General features: G+C 68.9%; 17 protein-coding genes. 8 read left to right on the forward strand and 9 right to left on the reverse strand.

Translation table 11 applies throughout. The features are described from left to right. Positions 1-55: 55 nt before the first annotated feature. Positions 56-1,354, forward strand: a complete 1,299-nt coding sequence (locus tag DMH01_RS22390; RefSeq protein ID WP_233621638.1) for a hypothetical protein — start codon at positions 56-58, stop codon at positions 1,352-1,354. A gap of 162 nt (positions 1,355-1,516) precedes the next feature. After that, the gene (locus DMH01_RS22395; protein WP_125679211.1) at positions 1,517-2,743 is read left to right on the forward strand and encodes a DUF1707 domain-containing protein; all 1,227 of its coding nucleotides are present in this window, start codon (positions 1,517-1,519) and stop codon (positions 2,741-2,743) included. A gap of 311 nt (positions 2,744-3,054) precedes the next feature. On the opposite strand, the gene DMH01_RS22400 is transcribed toward DMH01_RS22395, so the two are convergent. Further along, positions 3,055-3,723, reverse strand: a complete 669-nt coding sequence (locus tag DMH01_RS22400) for a response regulator transcription factor (protein WP_125679212.1) — start codon at positions 3,721-3,723, stop codon at positions 3,055-3,057. Then, entirely contained in the window at positions 3,720-4,844 is a 1,125-nt protein-coding gene (locus DMH01_RS22405) for a sensor histidine kinase (RefSeq protein WP_125679213.1), read from the reverse strand. The genes DMH01_RS22400 and DMH01_RS22405 overlap by 4 nt, the downstream gene beginning before the upstream one ends. 119 nt (positions 4,845-4,963) lie before the next feature. Between DMH01_RS22405 and DMH01_RS22410 the strand changes: the two genes are divergently transcribed. Continuing rightward, positions 4,964-5,422: a helix-turn-helix domain-containing protein gene (locus tag DMH01_RS22410; protein WP_125679214.1), complete on the forward strand. Its 459-nt coding sequence runs from the start codon at positions 4,964-4,966 to the stop codon at positions 5,420-5,422. Between the two features lie 255 nt (positions 5,423-5,677). Here the strand turns inward: DMH01_RS22410 and DMH01_RS22420 are convergent, their stop codons facing one another. Beyond that, complete coding sequence (locus DMH01_RS22420; protein ID WP_233621639.1) at positions 5,678-6,535, reverse strand: hypothetical protein; 858 nt, start codon at positions 6,533-6,535, stop codon at positions 5,678-5,680. 63 nt (positions 6,536-6,598) lie between these two features. Further along, on the reverse strand, positions 6,599-7,432 hold the full coding sequence (locus DMH01_RS22425; RefSeq protein ID WP_125679215.1) for a helix-turn-helix transcriptional regulator: 834 nt from the start codon (positions 7,430-7,432) through the stop codon (positions 6,599-6,601). Between the two features lie 108 nt (positions 7,433-7,540). On the opposite strand from DMH01_RS22425, the gene DMH01_RS22430 reads away from it, so the two are divergent. From DMH01_RS22430 to DMH01_RS22440, 3 genes are read left to right on the forward strand one after another with little or no spacing between them, the layout of a single operon-like run. Then, a complete protein-coding gene (locus DMH01_RS22430; protein WP_125679216.1) occupies positions 7,541-8,971 on the forward strand; it encodes an MFS transporter in 1,431 nt (476 codons plus the stop codon). A 53-nt stretch (positions 8,972-9,024) separates the two neighbouring features. Further along, on the forward strand, positions 9,025-9,543 hold the full coding sequence (locus DMH01_RS22435; RefSeq protein ID WP_125679217.1) for an RNA polymerase sigma factor: 519 nt from the start codon (positions 9,025-9,027) through the stop codon (positions 9,541-9,543). Then, positions 9,536-10,423: a VOC family protein gene (locus DMH01_RS22440; protein ID WP_125679218.1), complete on the forward strand. Its 888-nt coding sequence runs from the start codon at positions 9,536-9,538 to the stop codon at positions 10,421-10,423. The genes DMH01_RS22435 and DMH01_RS22440 overlap by 8 nt, the downstream gene beginning before the upstream one ends. Positions 10,424-10,624: 201 nt before the next feature. Here DMH01_RS22440 and DMH01_RS22445 read toward each other — a convergent pair whose 3' ends face one another. Genes DMH01_RS22445 through DMH01_RS22455 form a run of 3 tightly spaced genes read right to left on the reverse strand, consistent with a single transcriptional unit; the run spans position 10,625 to position 13,978 of the window. Then, the gene (locus DMH01_RS22445) at positions 10,625-12,388 is read right to left on the reverse strand and encodes a gamma-glutamyltransferase family protein (RefSeq protein ID WP_125679219.1); all 1,764 of its coding nucleotides are present in this window, start codon (positions 12,386-12,388) and stop codon (positions 10,625-10,627) included. 32 nt (positions 12,389-12,420) lie between these two features. Beyond that, positions 12,421-12,741, reverse strand: coding sequence for a hypothetical protein (locus tag DMH01_RS22450; RefSeq protein ID WP_199745590.1), 321 nt, complete (start codon positions 12,739-12,741; stop codon positions 12,421-12,423). A 43-nt stretch (positions 12,742-12,784) separates the two neighbouring features. After that, positions 12,785-13,978: an FAD-dependent monooxygenase gene (locus DMH01_RS22455; protein WP_125679220.1), complete on the reverse strand. Its 1,194-nt coding sequence runs from the start codon at positions 13,976-13,978 to the stop codon at positions 12,785-12,787. A gap of 113 nt (positions 13,979-14,091) precedes the next feature. Here DMH01_RS22455 and DMH01_RS22460 point away from each other — a divergent pair, with 113 nt between their 5' ends. Then, positions 14,092-14,670: a TetR/AcrR family transcriptional regulator gene (locus DMH01_RS22460; protein WP_125679221.1), complete on the forward strand. Its 579-nt coding sequence runs from the start codon at positions 14,092-14,094 to the stop codon at positions 14,668-14,670. Between the two features lie 36 nt (positions 14,671-14,706). On the opposite strand, the gene DMH01_RS22465 is transcribed toward DMH01_RS22460, so the two are convergent. Beyond that, a complete protein-coding gene (locus tag DMH01_RS22465) occupies positions 14,707-16,017 on the reverse strand; it encodes a UDP-glucose/GDP-mannose dehydrogenase family protein (RefSeq protein WP_125679222.1) in 1,311 nt (436 codons plus the stop codon). 158 nt (positions 16,018-16,175) lie between these two features. On the opposite strand from DMH01_RS22465, the gene DMH01_RS22470 reads away from it, so the two are divergent. After that, on the forward strand, positions 16,176-16,934 hold the full coding sequence (locus DMH01_RS22470) for an SDR family NAD(P)-dependent oxidoreductase (protein ID WP_125679223.1): 759 nt from the start codon (positions 16,176-16,178) through the stop codon (positions 16,932-16,934). Between the two features lie 69 nt (positions 16,935-17,003). Here the strand turns inward: DMH01_RS22470 and DMH01_RS22475 are convergent, their stop codons facing one another. Next, a complete protein-coding gene (locus DMH01_RS22475; RefSeq protein ID WP_125679224.1) occupies positions 17,004-17,678 on the reverse strand; it encodes a class I SAM-dependent methyltransferase in 675 nt (224 codons plus the stop codon). Between the last annotated feature and the right edge of the window lie 105 nt (positions 17,679-17,783).

The following is a 17,783-nucleotide window of genomic DNA, read 5'->3' on the forward strand; positions in this document are numbered from 1 at the left end:
GACCGGTCTTCACATTCGCCTCCGGCGGCGAGCATGCCCCGCTACGATCACGGGTGTGTTCGTCAACCCCCCACCGACTTCGTCCGGGCCGGCAGAGCTGCTCCAGACACCGGAATCGTGGTTGCCGAACGAGCACAGCCTTTACCGGCCGCGGCACAGCAGGCGGCAGCGGACGGCGCTGACCTGCGCGCTCGCCTTCTTCTTCGTCCCCGTGCTCCTGCTGGTCGTCGGTGTCCGGACCGAGCCGTTCGAAAACCGCCCGTTGCGTGAATTCCCCGGTTTCGGCGACGGCTGGAGCTTCTTCACCGGGCTGTCCGGCTGGGCGACCGACCACCTCCCGTTGCGCCAGGCCGGGGTGAACGCCGCGGACGGCATCAGTACCGGCGTCTTCGGCGACCCGCCCGGCGCCGCGGCCGGTGCGCAGGACAGCACGGCGGGGACTCCGAGCAAGGGGCGCGTGCCGAAGGGACCGCAGGCCTATCCCCCGGTCGTCGTCGGCAAGGACGGCTGGTTGTACCTCGGGGAGGACATGCACACCCGGTGCGAGCCGGTGATGGACCTCGACCGGGTGATCGCGATGTTGAACCGGTTACGTCAGGCGGTCGAGTCGTCGGGACGCCGGTTCGAGCTCGTCTTCGCGCCCGACAAGTCCACGATGAAGCCGGCGCAGCTGCCGGACCACTACGCCGGTCACGACTGCGCGCCACCGCGGACGGCCGAGTTCTGGGGCAAGGTGCCCGCCGCGACCAGGGCGATCGACCTGCGTGGCTCGCTCGCCGACACCGAGCGGCGCCTCGGCCGGTCGGTGTACGTCCCGAACGACACCCACTGGACGTTCGAAGCCGGGCTCACCATGACTTACGCGCTCGCGCAGGCGATCACGCCCGGGGTCACCGCGACCTGGCAGGCGAAGGAGAGCGGTTCGAGGCCGTGGCCTGCCGACCTCGAGCGGCTGCTGGGGCGGGCGGTGGACCGCACCCTGCGGGCCTACGCGCTGGCCCCGGACGGCGGTGCCGATCGGACGCGGTACCTCGCCAGCGACTTCAAGACCCCGCTGCGGCTGAACCAGCCCGACACCACCCGCGGCACCGTCACGCCCAACATGGCGGTGGTCGCCGACTCGTTCACCCAGTTCGCCAGCCCGTTCCTCGCCGCCACCTGCAGGGATCTGACGATCGTCCACACCGACACGGTGGCCGCGGGAGACGACGGGACGCTCAAGGATCTGTTCGAAGACCGCGACGTCGTCGTGTTCGAGTTCGTGGAGCGCAATGTCGTCGGCGGATCATCGGTGCTCTTCCGCGATGGGGCCATCGACCGGCTCGCCAGGGTCCTCGCGCAAACCCCGAGGTGAGCCGGGCGACGGGCGGGATCGGTCGCCCGAATATTACGACTGGGTGGTAGGCCGCGACGCTCGGCCGCCTCCCGTGCACAATGTGCCCGGAGCGGTCATGGAGGCCGCGACGACAAAGATCCTTCGTCGCTCGGGGACGACTGATCCAAAGGGGGTAACGGGGTGACCTGGCAGGAAGAGCTGCGCAGGCTCGACGAGGAACTCGCGGCCGGGAAGCTCACGGCCGACGATTACCGCACTCGGCGTGACCAGGTGCTCTCGCAGGCCGTGTCCTTTGAGCACCCGCAGGTGCCGGGAGCGAACCCCGCCGAGACGCAGATCATCCAGCCGGTCGCGCCGCCGGGGCAGCCTCCGCGGCCCTCGGCCGACGCGACCCAGGTGGTGTCGCCGGCGGACACCGGCGGTGCCGAACGCACCCAGGTCGTCCCGCCATGGCAGCCCCAGCAGCAACCTCAGCAACAGCCGCCGCAGCAGCACCCCGGCTCGCCCGCGGGCGGGTTCCAGCAGCCGTACCCGCAGCGCACCGGTGAGCACTCGCCGAGCGGCGGGTTCGCCCAGCCCGCGCCGCCGCCACAGCAACAGCAGCAGGGCGGCTGGAACACGCCGGAGGACCAGAGCCCGCCGTGGGGCGGTTCGGAGTTCCCGCCGCTGGCGCCGTCCGGCAACGACACGAGCTGGGTCAGCCAGGGACCGGAGTCGTTCCAGATCAAGCCGTCATCCGGCAGCAAGCGCAAGATCGTCATCGCCGCGATCGCCGTCGTGGTGCTGGCCGGTGTCGGCGTCGGCGCGTGGGCGTTGCTCTCGAGCACCGTCGGTGACAACCCCACCGCGCAGCAGACTTCGAGCCAGCCGCAGCCTCCGCCCGCGCCGACCACGACGCCGCTCCCCGAACCGCCGGCGGCCAAGCCCGAGCCCTCGGCCAACGACGCGGCGCTGGCCAACCTTACCGGCTCGCCGCGCGCCGGTGGCGGCACGTTCGACATCGCGAGGCTGAAGTCGGCCAAGTTCCTGCCGGAGCCGATGATCGCGCAGATCGAGCGCGCCAACATGACCGAATGTCTGCTCAAGACCAACACCGACGGCGAGGTCACGCTCAGCCTGATCGCCCTCGACTTCCCAGACGCGCAGGGCACCTCGAAGGTCGCCCAGGAGTACGGGAACGCGCAGCTGGAGGGCGGTCTCACCGCCGACCGCGACCTCGCGATGCGCGGGGTACCGGTCTTCGTCGGTAAGTCATCCGACTCGACCGTCTATCGCGCCGTGTACATCCTTTACACCCGGGTGATCGTCGTCGAGGCCTTCGGACCCGAGGCACAGGCCGAGCAGGCGTTCCGGTCGCTGCTCAGCTCGCAGGTCCAGAAGGCACCGCCGACCGAACGCAACAACTGATCGAGACGTCCGACCAAGAACCCGGTGCGCGCCTTCGTCAAGCGCTACGACCAGCTGGAGGTGGCGCACCGGGACCTGCCCGTTCACCGCGCGGAGGAACGATCGGCACGCAACGACCGGTTAATCCATCCGGGTGAGCCAGGCCGTGTCGGTGAACGTCCTCCCCCTCTGACGCGCCTTAAGGGCAGAGCATCGGAGCGTTCGGATGCCGGACGAGGAGGAGCCGTCATGGCCTGGGAAATAGCCCTGGTCGCCGTGTTGGCCGTCGTGTTCGCCGTGCGGCTGGCGCTACAGTTGAAGCGCGGCTGAGTTCACGAGCGGCGAGGGCTGACCAGGCCGGACTCGTACGCCAGCACCACCAGTTGCGCCCGGTCCCGCGCCCCGATCTTGGTCATGATGCGGCTGACGTGCGTGCGCGCGGTCGCCGTCGAGATCACCAGATGCGCGGCGATCTCGTCGTTCGACATCCCGCCGGCGACCAGGCCGAGGACCTCGCGTTCGCGGTCGGTGATCTCGCGGACGGCGCTCACGTCGATCCGGCGGTTCTCCGGCCGGTCGACGAACTCCGCGATCAGCCGCCTGGTCACGGTCGGCGCCAGCAGGGCCTCGCCCGCGGCGACCACCTTCAGCGCCCGCAGCAGTTCCACCGGATCGGTGTCCTTCAGCAGGAACCCGCTCGCGCCGGCGCGCAACGCCTCGTAGACGTACTCGTCGACGTCGAACGTGGTCAGAACCAGGACCTTCACCCCGGCCAGCTCGGGATTCGCGGTGATCCGCCGCGTCGCTTCGAGCCCGTCGACGCCGGGCATCCGGACGTCCATCACGACGATGTCCGGCTGGTGTGCGACGGCGGCCGCGACGGCCTGCTCCCCGTCACCCGCCTCGGCCAAGACCTCGAACCCGTCCTCGGTCTCCAGCAGTACCCGGAAACCTGCGCGGACCAGCACCTGGTCGTCGGCGAGAACCACCCGGATCGTCATCGTTCCCCCTCGATGGGCAGGTCCACCCGGACCTGGAAGCCGCCGTCCACCACGGACGTCGTGAGCGCGCCGCCCAGCGCGGCCGCCCGTTCGGACATCCCGCGCAGGCCGTGACCGGGCGCGGGATCGACGGCGCCACGGCCATCGTCGCGGACGAGCAGCGTCAGCGCACCGGTTTTCCGCTCGAAGCTGACGTCGACACCGCGCGCCTGATGCGCGTGGCGGACGACGTTCGTCAGCGATTCCTGCAGGATCCGGTACGCGGCGCCGTCGACGGGCGCGGGCAACTCCCCCGGCTCACCGTCGACGCGGACCTCCAACCCGGCGGCGCGGGCGTGCTCGAACAGCTCGTCGGCCTGGGCGAGGCTCGGCGCGGGCGCCTTGTCCTCACCGGAACGCAGCACGGCCAACGTGGCGCGAAGGTCCTTCAGCGCCGAAGCGCTCGCCTCCTTGATGTTCAGCAGCGCCTCTTTCGCCTGTTCAGGACGCCGGTCGGCGACGTGCGCGGCGACCCCCGCCTGGACGTTGATCATCGCGAGGCTGTGCGCGACGACGTCGTGCACCTCGCGGGCGATGGTGAGCCGCTCCTGCTCGGCCATCCGGTGCCGGTGCTCGTCGGCCTGCTCGCGGCGGGCCCGCGCGGCCGCCATCCCGTTGCGCACCGCCGTCCCGATCCCGACGACGGCGATCACCCAGACCAGCCCCAGCCCGGCCCGCAGATCGAAGCCCGGCAGCCCGTGCCGGGCGAACAACGCGATCCCCGCCGCCGTCAGGAGCGCTCCGCCGGCGCTCCCGGCGACGATCGGCCCGCGGATCCTGGTGAGCAGGAACAGCGCGATGGTCGGCAACACGATCGCCGGACCGCCCGGATTGCCGGACGTGTAGTAGCCGAGCGTCAACGCGGAGGTGAGCAGGAAGATCGTCAACGGGAAGCGGTGGACGATCAGCAGCGGCACCGCGATGGCGACCAGCCACAACACCGCGGACGTGGTCAGCTGCGGCGCGTCCGGCTGCCAGCGCGAGGCACCGCTCGTGGCACCGAGGACGAACCCCAGCGGCAGCACCACGCGCAGCACGCGGCCCACCCAGAGGGTCCACGGAAACCGTTCTTTCAGCAGCACAGGACGAAAGCTACCCGTGGCGGGGGTGGATCGCGTCCGTTGAAAAGCGGCTTTACGGCTACGCCGCCTGCGGTAGCCGCCACCCGGGATGCGTATTTCGTTTTTTTCGATTAACCACCGTGCTGCCGCCTTCCGCCACCGAGCCGGACGCCCGTCGGGAACTCCGGCGGCTCGACGAGTTCATGGTCGCGGCATCCCGCGCCCGGCAGGCGAAACTGGTGGGCCCGGACGGTAGCGAAGTGACCCTTCCCGAGCAGGTCTACGACGTTCTCCGGGACGTCGTCAAAGCCATGTCCCAGGGCTTCGCCATCAACATCGCGCCACTGAACGCCGTCCTGACCACCCAGCAGGCGGCCGACATGCTCAACGTCTCCCGGCCGACGCTGGTCAAGCTGCTGGAATCCGGCGAGATCCCGTTCGAGAAACCGGGACGGCACCGGCGGGTTCTCCTCAGTGACCTGCTCGAATACCGGGCGCGCTCTCGTGCGGAACGGCAAGGATTACTCGATGAGCTGACAGCTTCGGCGAGCCGGGATGGCAGCGATGACATCGTCGACGGGTTCATCCAGACTCGCTAGCCGTGCCCTTTCCCGCCTTCCTCGATGCCTGCGTGCTCATTCCCATCCGGTTGACGGATCTCTTGCTGCGTCTGGCCGAGGCCGGCGCGAGTGAAGCGACGATTGACCGGCATGCGCTCGGCCTTCCCGGACTCCGAAGTCACCGGCTACAGGCCACTGATTCCTGCCATGACCAATCATCCGAAACGACCACCGGAAACGTTGAGCGAATTCCTCGAAAGATTCGAGAAGACGGTTCCCGGCTTCAACAAGGAATCACGTCGCCTGCTCGACCACCGGTAGCCGCCGCAGGACCGAGATCATCATCAGCACCCCGCCGACCACCTGGACGGCCAGCACCGCCGCGTGATCGGTTGATCCCATGGTGAGCGCGGCGAACAGGCCCCACATCCCGGTGCCCGCCATCGCCCCGGCGCCGGTCCACACCAGCACCAGCCGCGGCCAGAACCGTCCGCGTGACACGTTCGCCAGCGCGATCGCGGCGAGGACACCGAGCACCGCGATCACGACGTCCTGGCCGCGGGCCGCGATCCCGCCGGTCCCGAACGCCCAGATCGAGTGGCCGACCGCCATGACGAGCGCGGCGGCGATGCCGAGCAGGCCCGCCACACCGATCGTGCCCGGCTTCACGGTGCCGGTGACGACGAACCACCAGCGATCGCGGGCGTAGAGCACGAACGCGGTCAGCAGCAGGATGCCCTGCCAGGCGAAGCCGCCGTAGACGACGGCCCAGACCCAGTTCTCCAGCGGCATTTCGGTCAGTTGCGCGGTGGACAGGTCGGCGATGATCACCGGGATGTCCAGCACGATCGGCGCGAGCAGCCCGGTGCCGATCCAGATCGGGAACAGGACCAGCGGCGCGGGGATCCGGCGGCCCCAGGAGTAGGTGAACGCGAGCGCGAGGACCACCGCGACGACGTCCATCCCGCCGGTGACCAGGTTCGCGAACATCATCAGCTCGGAGTCCACAAAGGACGGATCACGCAGGCCGAGGGAGCCGCCGGTGACCCAGGACGCCTTGAGGGCCAGGTACGGGAGCGTGCCCAGGATCGCGGCGTAGCAGACGATCAGGCGGACGCTGGAGATCTTGGGTGGAGCCATCACTGCGGTCATGCACCCAGCGTCGGCGTTCACGTCGCGGAAAGGCTCCCTCGCGAGCCTGGTCCGCCTCCCCCTTCAGAAGGAGCTGGGCAGTTTCGCCGCGGTCTCGTCGTCCGCCGGGGTCAGCGTCGCCAGGGAGATCTCGGAACGCCGACCGAGGTACAGGTACGAGAACTCGAACCGCAACAGGCCGACGTCCGGGTGCAGGTAGCGCTTGAGGACGATCCGCTCGCTGGAGACGTCGTGTTCCTTCCACATCCGCTCGAAGAGGTTGGACTCCTGCCGCAGCCGTTTGACCAGGTTCTTCCACGCAGGTTCGGCGATGTGCTCGGCCATCGCCGCGCGGAATCCGGCGACCACGCGGGGCAGGTTGACCTCCCAGTCCGGGAGCCTGCGGCGCCACTCGGGATTGGTCAGGCACTGGATGAGGGTGTTGCGGTCCTCGAACGGGATCGCGTCGAGGCCGCCCATCAGCCAGTCGTAGGCCCGGTTGTAGGCGAGGATGTCGCATCGCGCGTTGCGCACGCAGACCGGGAACGGCTCCAGTTTGTTCATCATCCGGTAGACGTTCTGGCTGAGGAGCTTGCAGTCCTTCTCCAGCGGCGGCTCGGGCGCGCCGGCGAGGGTGAACAGGTGCGTGTGCTCGTGCGGGTCGAGCCGCAGGGTGCGCGAGATCGCGTCCAGCACCTGCTCGGACGCGTTGATGTCGCGGCCCTGTTCGAGCCACGTGTACCAGGTGACCCCGACCCCGGCCAGCTGCGCGACCTCCTCGCGGCGCAGTCCCGGCGTGCGGCGCCTGCCGCTGATCGGCAGGCCGACCTGGTCCGGGGTGATGCGCTCGCGGCGGCTCCGCAGGAAGGCGGCCAGTTCGTGCCGTCGCACCTCGGCCACTCGCGAATCGACGGTCATGGTCACCTCATCAGGTTCGCAAAGCTCGAAGCCTGTTACCAGGTAGTGGCGGTACCAGGATAAACACACTCCTGGTACCAGGGTCGAGATCGGCTGATCGTGGTACTCATGACTTCCACGCAAGTTCCGGCGACGCCCGCCCGCGTCGCCGCCGGACCGGCCCTGACCTCGGCGGGCCTGGTCACCGTGCTGCTGGGGGCGGCACTTCCGCTCGTCGATTTCTTCATCGTCAACATCGCCCTGCCCGCGATCGGGTCGGATCTCCGCACCTCGTCCGCGACCTTGGAGCTGGTGGTCGCGGCCTACGGGATCGCCTACGCCGTTCTGCTCGTCGTCGGCGGACGGCTCGGTGACGCCTTCGGCCGACGCAAGCTGTTCCTGATCGGGCTCGCCTCGTTCACCTTCACCTCCCTGCTCTGCGGGATCGCGCCGACGGCGTTGACGCTGGTGCCGGCACGGGCCGCGCAGGGGGCGGCGGCCGCGCTGATGCTGCCGCAGGTGCTGTCGATCATCCAGGCGACCACGACCGGTGAGCGCCGGTCCAAGGCGCTGGGTCTCTACGGCGCGACCGCGGGACTTTCGATGGTGCTCGGCCAGTTCCTCGGCGGGGCACTGGTGGCCGCCGATCTCTGGGGTACCGGCTGGCGGCCGATCTTCCTGGTCAACGTGCCCGTCGGGATCGCCGGTCTGCTGGTCGCGCGGCGGCTGATCCCGGAGAGCCGCTCGCGGAACCCGCTCGGCGTCGACCGTCCCGGCACGGTCCTCCTGGCGATCGCGTTGGTGTCGCTGCTGCTTCCGCTGGCGGAAGGGCCGGTGCTCGGCTGGCCATTGTGGACGATCGCGCTGCTCGTCGTCTTCCCGTTCGCCGCGGCCGGATTCGTCCACGTCGAACGCCGGATGGAGCGCCGAGGCGATGTCCCGCTGCTCCCGCCTTCGGTGATGCGGCTGCCGAGCGTGCGGCAAGGGCTGCTGGTCGGGGTGCCGTTCTTCGTCGGGTTCAGCGCGTTCATGTTCGTGTTCGCGGTGACGCTGCAGGACGGCCTGCACCTCGGCCCGCTGGGATCCGGTCTGGTGACCGCGCCGCTTTCGCTCGCGTTCTTCGCTATGTGCCTGGTCAGCAGCCGTCTGGTGACGCGGTTCGGGCAGCGGGTGGTGGCCGCCGGTCTCTCGGTGCAACTGCTCGGGCTGCTGACGCTGATCGGCACCGTGCTGCTGGAATGGCCGGAGCTGGGGGTGCTCGATTTCGTGCCGGGGATGCTGCTGTGCGGTCTCGGTCAGGGGCTGGCGATGACGACCGTGTTCCGGATCGTCCTGTCGAAGGTGCCGCCGGAGATCGCCGGGGTCGGCAGCGGGATGCTGACGACTTCGCAGCAGGCCGCGATGGCGTTGGGTGTGGCGACACTGGGGACTTTGTTCGCCTCCGCCGGCACCGGGCCGCTCGGCATGAAGGGCGCGTTCGTGCTGGTCATCGGGATCCAGGCGGTGCTGACGGCCGGGGTGATCACGGTGGCTCGGCGGCTGCCGGATCCGCGAAACTGAGAAAGTTCGGTTTCACCCGTCGGAGTCGTGGCTCCCCGAGCGACGATGGGGATGTGACGGAACCACGGGTGCATCGGGACCCGGCCTTCGCGCTGCTTTCGCTCTACGAGACGGCGTTGCCGGAGGTCTACGGGTACCTGCTGTCCCGGTGCGGTGATCGCACCCTCGCCGAGGAGCTGACGTCCGAGACGTTCCTCGGCGCGGTGAGGGCCTGTCGCAAGGAGTTCGCACCTCCAGTGAGCACCGGGTGGCTGATCGGCGTCGCCCGGCACAAGCTCGCCGATCACTGGCGGCGCAAAGCACGTGAGGAACGCGGGCTGCGGCTCGTCCACGAAGAGGACTACACCGATCCGTGGGACGAACAGCTGGACGCGCTCCTGGCACGCGAGGTGCTCGCGTCGCTCGGAGCGCATCACCAGGCCGCGTTGACGCTTCGCTACGTCGACGGCCTCCCGGTACCGGAGGTCGCCGGCCATCTCGAGCGCACGGTGCACGCCACGGAGGCGTTGCTCGTGCGGGCCCGTGCCGCGTTCCGGCGTGCTTACCAGGAGAAGGAGGGTCGCGATGCCTGATCCGTTCGACGCGCTTCGCGCGCCCTCGCAGCCTGTCGAGCCTGACCCGCTCTTCGCCGCCGAACTGCGCGACAACCTTCGTCGCGCCGTCCTGAACGGAGCCGATATGACGGAAACACTCACTACCGAAGCCGAAGTCCGCTCTTTGACGCCGTACCTCGTGGTGACGGATGCCCGTGCCGCGCTCGATTTCTATGTCGAGGTGTTCGGGGCGCGGCGGCGGTCCGAGCCGATCGTGATGGAGGACGGCCGGGTCGGGCACGCGGAACTGGCCATCGGGGACAGCGTGCTGATGTTCGCGGAGGAATTCCCCGAACTGGGCATCGTCGTGGCGCCCGCCGGTGGCCCGCTGATCCGGGTCGAGGTCGCGGACGTGCACGCGGCGGCCGCGCGTGCCGTGGAGCTGGGCGGGGAACTGCGTCGTCCCGTGGCGGACGAAGGCCACGGGCTGAGCGGGGAGATCAAGGACCCGTACGGTCAGCGGTGGCTCGTCGCGCAGGCCGCGTCTCGGCCCGCTTCGGCGGGTGCCACGCCGATCCGGCACGGCGAAGCGGGCTACTTCACCTTCCAGGTGCCCGACGACGAACGCGCGAAGGCGTTCTACGGCGCCGTTCTGGGCTGGCAGTTCTCGCCCGGACGCGTCGAAGGCGGCTGGGGTGTCGAAGGTTCCGGCCTGCAGGGCGGACTCTGGGGCGGCCCGGGACGGCAGGTGGGCTGGAAACTCATGTACGCCGTCGACGATCTCGCCGCCGCCCTCGACCGTGTCCGCGCCCAAGGCGGCCAGGTCGGCGAAACCGAGCAGCAGCCCTACGGCCTGAGCGCCGACTGCGTGGACAACCAGGGCATCGAATTCTGGCTCTGGGAACAGCCACGCTCTTGACTCACTACCCAAACCCCCCACCCGTCCCAGGGGGGCGACCCCGAAGCCAGTCTATCGCCGATGGGGGCGGGGAGGCGGGCGTGAGCCGAGTTGTCCACAGGTGGGAGGCATTGTGGACAACCTAGGCTGGCGGGGCGATGCCGTGAAGGCCTCCTTCCCTACTTTGAGGGTAGGGAAGGAGGCCTTCACGGCATGAGAGCGTCAACGGCCGGCGGCGTAGCCCTGCATTCCGCGCGCGTTCGCGGCGGCGCGCAAGACACCGCCGGAACGTGACACGGCCGAAAGTCGTCCGAGCGCCCAAGGACCGGCGTCGACGACGGCGTGCCCGCGCGCGGCGAGAGCGTCCATTGTGGACTGATCGAGCCGCGACTCGACCACGAGTTCCCGCGGCGTCCACGAGCGCGGATAGAACGAACTCGGGAACGCGGTCGTATGCCACGCGGGCGAGTCGATCGACTCCTGCAGGTTCAGCCCACCGAGCGTGTGCGCCAGCCAGAAACACAGCTGCCACTGGTCCTGCTGGTCGCCGCCAGGAGTCCCGAACGCGAGCACCGGCTCACCGTCGCGCAGGCCCATCGACGGCGAAAGCGTGATCCGCGGCCGCTTCCGAGGCGCCAGCGAGTTCGGCAAACCCTGTTCCAGCCAGAACATCTGCCCGCGAGAGTCGAGGCAGAAACCGAGTTCCGGGATCGTCGGGCTCGATTGCAGCCAGCCACCCGACGGCGTCACCGAGATCATGTTCCCGGCCGCGTCGACGACGTCGATGTGCACGGTGTCGCCGCGAGTCTCGCCCAGCGGCCCGACCGTCGGCTCCCCCGTCGCACCGGAACCGGATTCCAGTCCGCGCAGCTTTTCGAGAATCGCGGGCAGCCTCGGCGAAGGGCCTCCCGGCCGGAGTTCCGCGGACGCCTCTTCGGTGATCAACGCGCGGCGGGCGTCCGCGTACTCGCGGGAGATCAGCAACTCGATCGGCACGTCGGGCGAATCCCCGTACCAAGCCTCACGATCCGCGAACGCCAGCTTCGTCGCCTCGACGGCCAGGTGCACCGTGCATTCCGTCGGAATACCGTCCACATAGGACAACTCGTCGCGCAGCCCGTCCAGCAACCGCGCCTGCTGCAGCAACGCCGGGCCCTGCGTCCAAGCACCCATCTTCACCAGGCCCCAGTCGCCGAAGTCGACCTGCAGCGCGTCCTCGTACGTCGCTTCCCAGCCCGCGATGTCCTCGCCGGTGAGGAGACCGGCGTGATCGCGCCCGGAATCGTCACGGAAAGCCTTGCGACTGAACGCCTCGATCGCCTCGGCGACGAAACCTTGCGACCACGCGCGGCGTCCGGCGTCGATCTGCGCCTCCCGGCCGCTGACGGACTCGGCCTCGGCGACCAGCCGCTCCCACGTGTCCGCGAGGGCCGGGTTGCGGTGCAGACCTTCGGCGGGCTTGCCGTCCGGCAGCCAGAGCGCGGCCGACGTCGGCCAATGCTCGGTGAAGAGGTCCTGCACCGCGCGGATCGTGTCACCGACCCGGCTGACCAGCGGAATCCCGTTGCGCGCGTACGAGATCGCGTAGCCGAGCACGTCGCGCAACGACTTCGTGCCGTGATCCCGCAAGAGCAGCAGCCAGCCGTCCCAGGCGCCAGGGACGGTCGCGGGGAGCAAACCGCTGCCGGGGATCAGGTCGAGACCGAGATCGGCGAAGTACTCCGGTGTCGCGGCCGCGGGCGAGACGCCCTGACCTGCGAGAGCCCGCGGAGTCCGCTCCTCGGCGGTGACGAAGATGCCGGGGACCTGCCCCGCCGGGCCGCACAGATGCGGCTCGGCGACCTGCAGGACGAACCCGGCCGCCACCGCCGCGTCGAAGGCGTTGCCGCCGTTTTCGAGCACCGCCATACCGGTGGCCGAAGCCAGCCAGTGCGTCGATGCCACCATGCCGTGGGTGCCGGCCAGTTCCGGCCTGGTCGTGAACACGAGGCCGATACTACGCTTTGCTAACTACTTTTTCAGTCCCAGTGGTTGAAGAGGACCTCGCCGAGGTTGTCAGGCCGCCAGTACTTGACTTCGCGATCGTTCACCCATGGCGGCGCCGTGAGGTCGATCGGCGCTTCAAGCTCTGCCCGCGTGTACAACCGGTACTCGGGAAGCAGTTCTCTCAGAACGGCCAGCAGTCCTGGCTCGTCGACGAAGGTGATCGATCCGTAGCCGACGGGCGCCTCGGCGATTCCGAAGATCTCGCACCTTCGGCCATCCCACTCTTGCGCCCACAACACCGCGACGGTTCGATGGTCATAAGCGATCTCGCCGGTTTCGAAGTTCCGTGCCACGTCGGACCTTCCGGAACTCCTTCTCCTCCATCACCCACTGAAACTATCCCCGCGCGGCCACCGGAGCGTCATAGTTTTCGAGCGTCGCCGCGTTCGCCGCGCGCGAGGTGATCCACGTGAACACCTTGGTCATCGGCTTCGAACCCAGGATCCGGTACAGGAAGTTCCGGTAGCCGACCATGAACCGGGTCTTCGGCGCGAGGAACGTGCCGATCCCGGCGGCCTGCTTCTGCGAGACCTTCACCGGCCCGCGCAATTTCTCTTCGTAGCGCGCGAAGGCGACTTCGTGGTCGCCCTGCGCGGCGGCGAGTTCCCCCGCCAGGATGTACGCGCCCATCATCGCGAGCCCGGTGCCCGAACCACCTGGACCCGCGCACCAGGCCGCGTCGCCGAGCAGCACGACCCGGCCCTGCGACCACTTGTCGAGATGGATCTGGCTGAGCGAATCGAAGTACAGCGCGTCGGCGTTGTCGAGGCCTTTCAGCAGCGTCGGGGCTTCCCAGCCGAAGTCGGCGTAGCGCTCGACAAGGGCTTTCTTCTGCGCTTCGACGTCGCGGCGACGCACCTCCAGCGACTCCGACGCGAAGACAAGACCGACATTGAGCGCCCCACGGTCACGACCGCTGGCGACCATGATCGTGCGGCCGGGGACGCTGCAGATCTGGCCGAGATGGTCGAGCCCGAGGTGGTTCGGCACGGTGAAGCCCGCGGTGTGGAAGCCGAGGTCGGTGCGGAATCGCTCTTCTTCGCCGAACGCCAGCCGCCGCACGCCCGAGTGCAGCCCGTCGGCGCCGACGACCAGGTCGAATCTGCGTGACTCGCCATGGGCGAAACCGACATCGACGCCGTCCGCGACCTCGTCCAGCCCGGTGATCCAGTCGCCGAAGACGTACTCGACGTCGTCTTTCGTGTGGTCGTAAAGGATCCGAGTCAGGTCTCCGCGCTCGATCTCGACCTCGCCGCTGAAGAAGGCCGACGGCATCTGCGCGACCTTCTTGCCTCGCACGTCGATGATGACCTGCGCGCCCATCGCGGTCTCCTTGGCGCGGATGTCCTCGAGAATTCCCATGCGCTCCAGCAGGGCCATCTGCTCGCCGCGGAAGTCGACCGCGCTGCCGCCTTCACGCAGGGCCGGGGCGCGTTCGACGACGGTCGGCGCGAATCCGCGCTTCCGCAGCCAGAAGGCGAGCGCCGGGCCCGCGATGCCGGCGCCGGAGATCAGAACGGTGGTCGTCATGGCTGCTCCCTGGGGTTCGTGGTGATGGGAACGACCGTACGGTAGATTTGCACGCTTGGTCAAGCCGCTTGGTTAAACCAGTTGGATAAACCGCGTGGTCTAGGATCTCGGGCATGGGTAATCGCGAGGACCTGATGGCGGGCGCCATCCAGTGCTTGAAGGAAAAAGGCTGGTCACGCACGACGGTGCGGGATATCGCGACGGCCGCCGGGGTCAGCCACGCGGCGATCGGCTACCACTTCGGATCGCGCGAAGCCCTCCTGCTGACGGCGTTCTCCCAGGCGATGGACGACTGGGGCAAGGAGATCCAGGTCGAGATGCGGGGCGCCGTCGACCCCGATGCCTCACCCTCGGAGCAGTACGCGGCGTCCTGGCGCGCGATGATCGACTCCTACGGGCGCAACCGGCAGCTGTGGATCGCCTCGATCGAGGCGTTCGTGCAGTCCGAGCATCACCCTGAGCTGCGGAAGCAGCTCGCCGCCGCGCAACGCGAGGGCCGCCGGGGGATGGCGGCGGGCATCCTCGGGATCGACGAGGACACCCTCACCGAGGCGGACGAGCGGCGGGTCGGCGCGGTGGCCACGGCCCTGAACTCGGGCGTGATGCTGCAGCACATGCTCGACCCGGAGAACGGCCCGACGGCCGAAGAGGTCGTGGAAGGGCTGATGAAGCTCGTCTCCCTGGTGCAATGAAAGGTCCTTTCATTGCACCCACGGGAGGCAGGTGAGTCAGGAGACGGCGACCTTCCGCCGCAGCGCCGCCCGCGGCCGCCCGACGCCCTGCCACGACAGGCCGGCGTCCAGGATCCGTTGCGGGTCGAGGAGATTGCGCGTGTCGACGACCGCGTCGCCGTCCATCTGCTCGGCCATGTAGGTCCAGTCGAGCCGTTTGAACTCGTCCCATTCCGTCAGGACGACGACGGCGTCGGCCGCCTTCGCGACCTGATACGGGTCGTCGACCACGGTCATGCCGTCGATGTGGCCGCCGACGGCGGGGTCGTAGGCGGTCAGTTCCGCGCCGAGCGCGCCCAGCACGGAAGCGACCGCGAGGGCGGGCGAGTCACGCAGGTCGTTCGTCCCGGCCTTGAACGCCAGCCCGAGGACACCGATCCGCGAACCGGCCAGTGTGCCGCCGACGGCGCCGGCGATCTTCGCGACGATCCGGTCCCGCTGCGCGATGTTCTCCTCGATCGCCGAGGTGAGCAGCGTGAAGTCGTACTGCACCGACTCGGCGACCCGGACCAGCGCGCTGGTGTCCTTCGGCAGGCACGAGCCGCCCCAGCCGGGGCCGGGTTTGAGGAACGAGCGGCCGATGCGCCGGTCGTAGCCCATGCCTTCGGTGACCAGGTCGATGTCCGCGCCGAGACGTTCGCACAGTTCGGCGATCGAGTTCACATAGGACAGTTTCATCGCGAGGAAGCAGTTCGCCGCGTACTTCACCAGTTCCGCGCTGGCCGCGTCGGCGACGACGACGGGGGCGGCGAGGTCGGCGTAGAGCTCGCCGACCCAGCGGGCGGCCGCGACGTCGTCCGAACCGACGACGATCCGGTCGGGGCCGAGGAAATCCTCCACCGCGGTGCCCTCACGCAGGAACTCGGGGTTCGACACGACCGGCACGTCCGTGCGGCCGAGCATCGCCTGGATGCGCTTCGACGTCCCCACCGGAACGGTCGATTTGGTGATCAGCGCGCACCCCGGCGGGATGACGTCGCCGATCTCGTTGGTGACGGCCTCGACGGCCCGCAGGTCCGCCGAACCGCCCGCGCCCATCGGCGTCGGTACACAAAGGAAAACGGCCTCCGCGTCGCGAACGGCGTCGCGCGCGCCGACCACGAACTCGAGTCTTCCGCTGGTCAGTCCCCTCGACACCAGCTCGGACAATCCCGGCTCCAGGATGTCCACCCGTCCGGCGGAGAGCCTTGCGACCTTGGCCCGGTCGACATCGACGCAAGTGACTCGATGCCCCAGGCCGGCCAAGCAGGCTCCCGTGGTCAATCCGACGTAACCGGTCCCCACCACCACGATCCGAGCAGCGCTCATGCTGCTGAAGGTGACAGCCGGAGTTGACCTCCGAGCGAACGGAATGCTTCAGGTCCGAATACTCCTCACGACATGCTTCGCACCGGAGTGAGCCATCCCACCTGGGCCCGATGCGAACGAGCGTTAACCTATGAACGGTTGCCGACGAAAGGGAGAACATGCAGATCACCGACACCGCGGCGCTGGTCACGGGTGGCGCGTCCGGGCTCGGCGGTGCGACCGCGAAGGCGCTCGCCGCGAAGGGCGCGCGGGTCTTCGCGCTGGACCTCGCCGGTGCCATCGAGAACGCCGAGCAGGTCGAGAACGTCACCTACGTCGAGGCCGATGTCACCGACCCGGAGCAGGTGCGTGCCGCCGTCGCGACCGCCGCCGAGTCCGGGGTGCCGCTGCGGACCGTGGTGAACTGCGCCGGGATCGGGCCGTCCGCGCGGATCCTTTCGAAGAAGGGCCCGCACGACCTCGCCCTGTACGCGAAGGTCGTCCAGATCAACCTGATCGGCTCCTTCAACGTGCTGACGCTGGCCGCCGAGGCCATCGCCAAGACCGAGCCCCTGGCCGACAACGCGCGCGGTGTCATCATCAACACCGCGTCGGTCGCCGCCTTCGACGGGCAGATCGGGCAGGTCGCGTACTCGTCGTCCAAGGGCGGCATCGTCGGGATGACCCTGCCCGCCGCGCGCGACCTCGCGTCGCACGGCATCCGCGTGCTGACGATCGCGCCGGGCATCGTCGACACCCCGATGCTGGCGACGGTGAGCGAGGAGTTCCGCGCTTCGCTGGCCGAGGGCGTGCCGTTCCCGAAGCGGCTCGCGCGGCCGGACGAGTACGCGCAGCTCGCGCTGTCGCTGATCGATCACGACTACCTGAACGGCGAGGTCATCCGGATGGACGGCTCGCTGCGCATGGCCCCTCGCTGAGCCTCCCCCGCGTGCAATGAAGGACTCCTTCATCGCGAATTTTGCGATGAAGGAGTCCTTCATTGCAGATCAGGGACGGGTGAGGCGGACGTCCAGGCCGATCCCGGCGGTGGTGACCTCGCACGTCCGGAACGCCGTTTCGGCGACCAGCCCGCTGAAGTCGACAGGCGTGTAAGCGCGCCGCCGCAGTTGGCCGAGTGTCTGCCTGGTCGCCAGAGCGGCCAGCTTGCCGAGTTTCATACCCTCGACCTCGCGCACGATGTCGCCGTCGGTCGCGTCCCGGTTCATGTCCTGCACCACGGCCGTACCGCCGGGGCGCAGCACGCGGTACATCTCGTCGAGCGACTTCACCGGCCACACGAAGTTCTTGAACGCGGCCTGGCAGACGACGAAATCAAACGTCTCGTCGTCGAAGGGCATCGCCGCGACGTCGCCCTCGCGGAACGAAACCTCGACGCCTTCGGCTCGGGCGTACTCGCTCGCGATCTCGACGAACGTCGGCGCGACGTCCAGTCCGATGACGGAAAACCCGAGCCGCGCCAGCTCGACGGCGAAGTAGCCGGGGCCGAAGGCGACCTCGAGGATCTTCGCGCCTTCCGGCAGGTCCGCCGTGAGTTCACGGGCCTGCGTCCGCCAGAGTTCGATCTGCGGTTCGGTGCCGCGCTGCCGGGCGTAGTTCCGCGCCAGCGCGCCGCCCATCTCCGGGATGAGCTTGAACCGCTTCCTGTCCTTGATGTTCGTCATGGTCACTCCAGGGTGGTTTCCCGGAGCCCGGTTATCCTCGAAGTGCCGTCTCGTGGCCGGGTTCCGGTTGCGGGATCGTCGCCCCGGCGGGGTGCTGCAACACCT

This window comes from Amycolatopsis sp. WAC 04182, from assembly GCF_003947465.1.
Taxonomy (GTDB): Bacteria; Actinomycetota; Actinomycetes; order Mycobacteriales; family Pseudonocardiaceae; genus Amycolatopsis.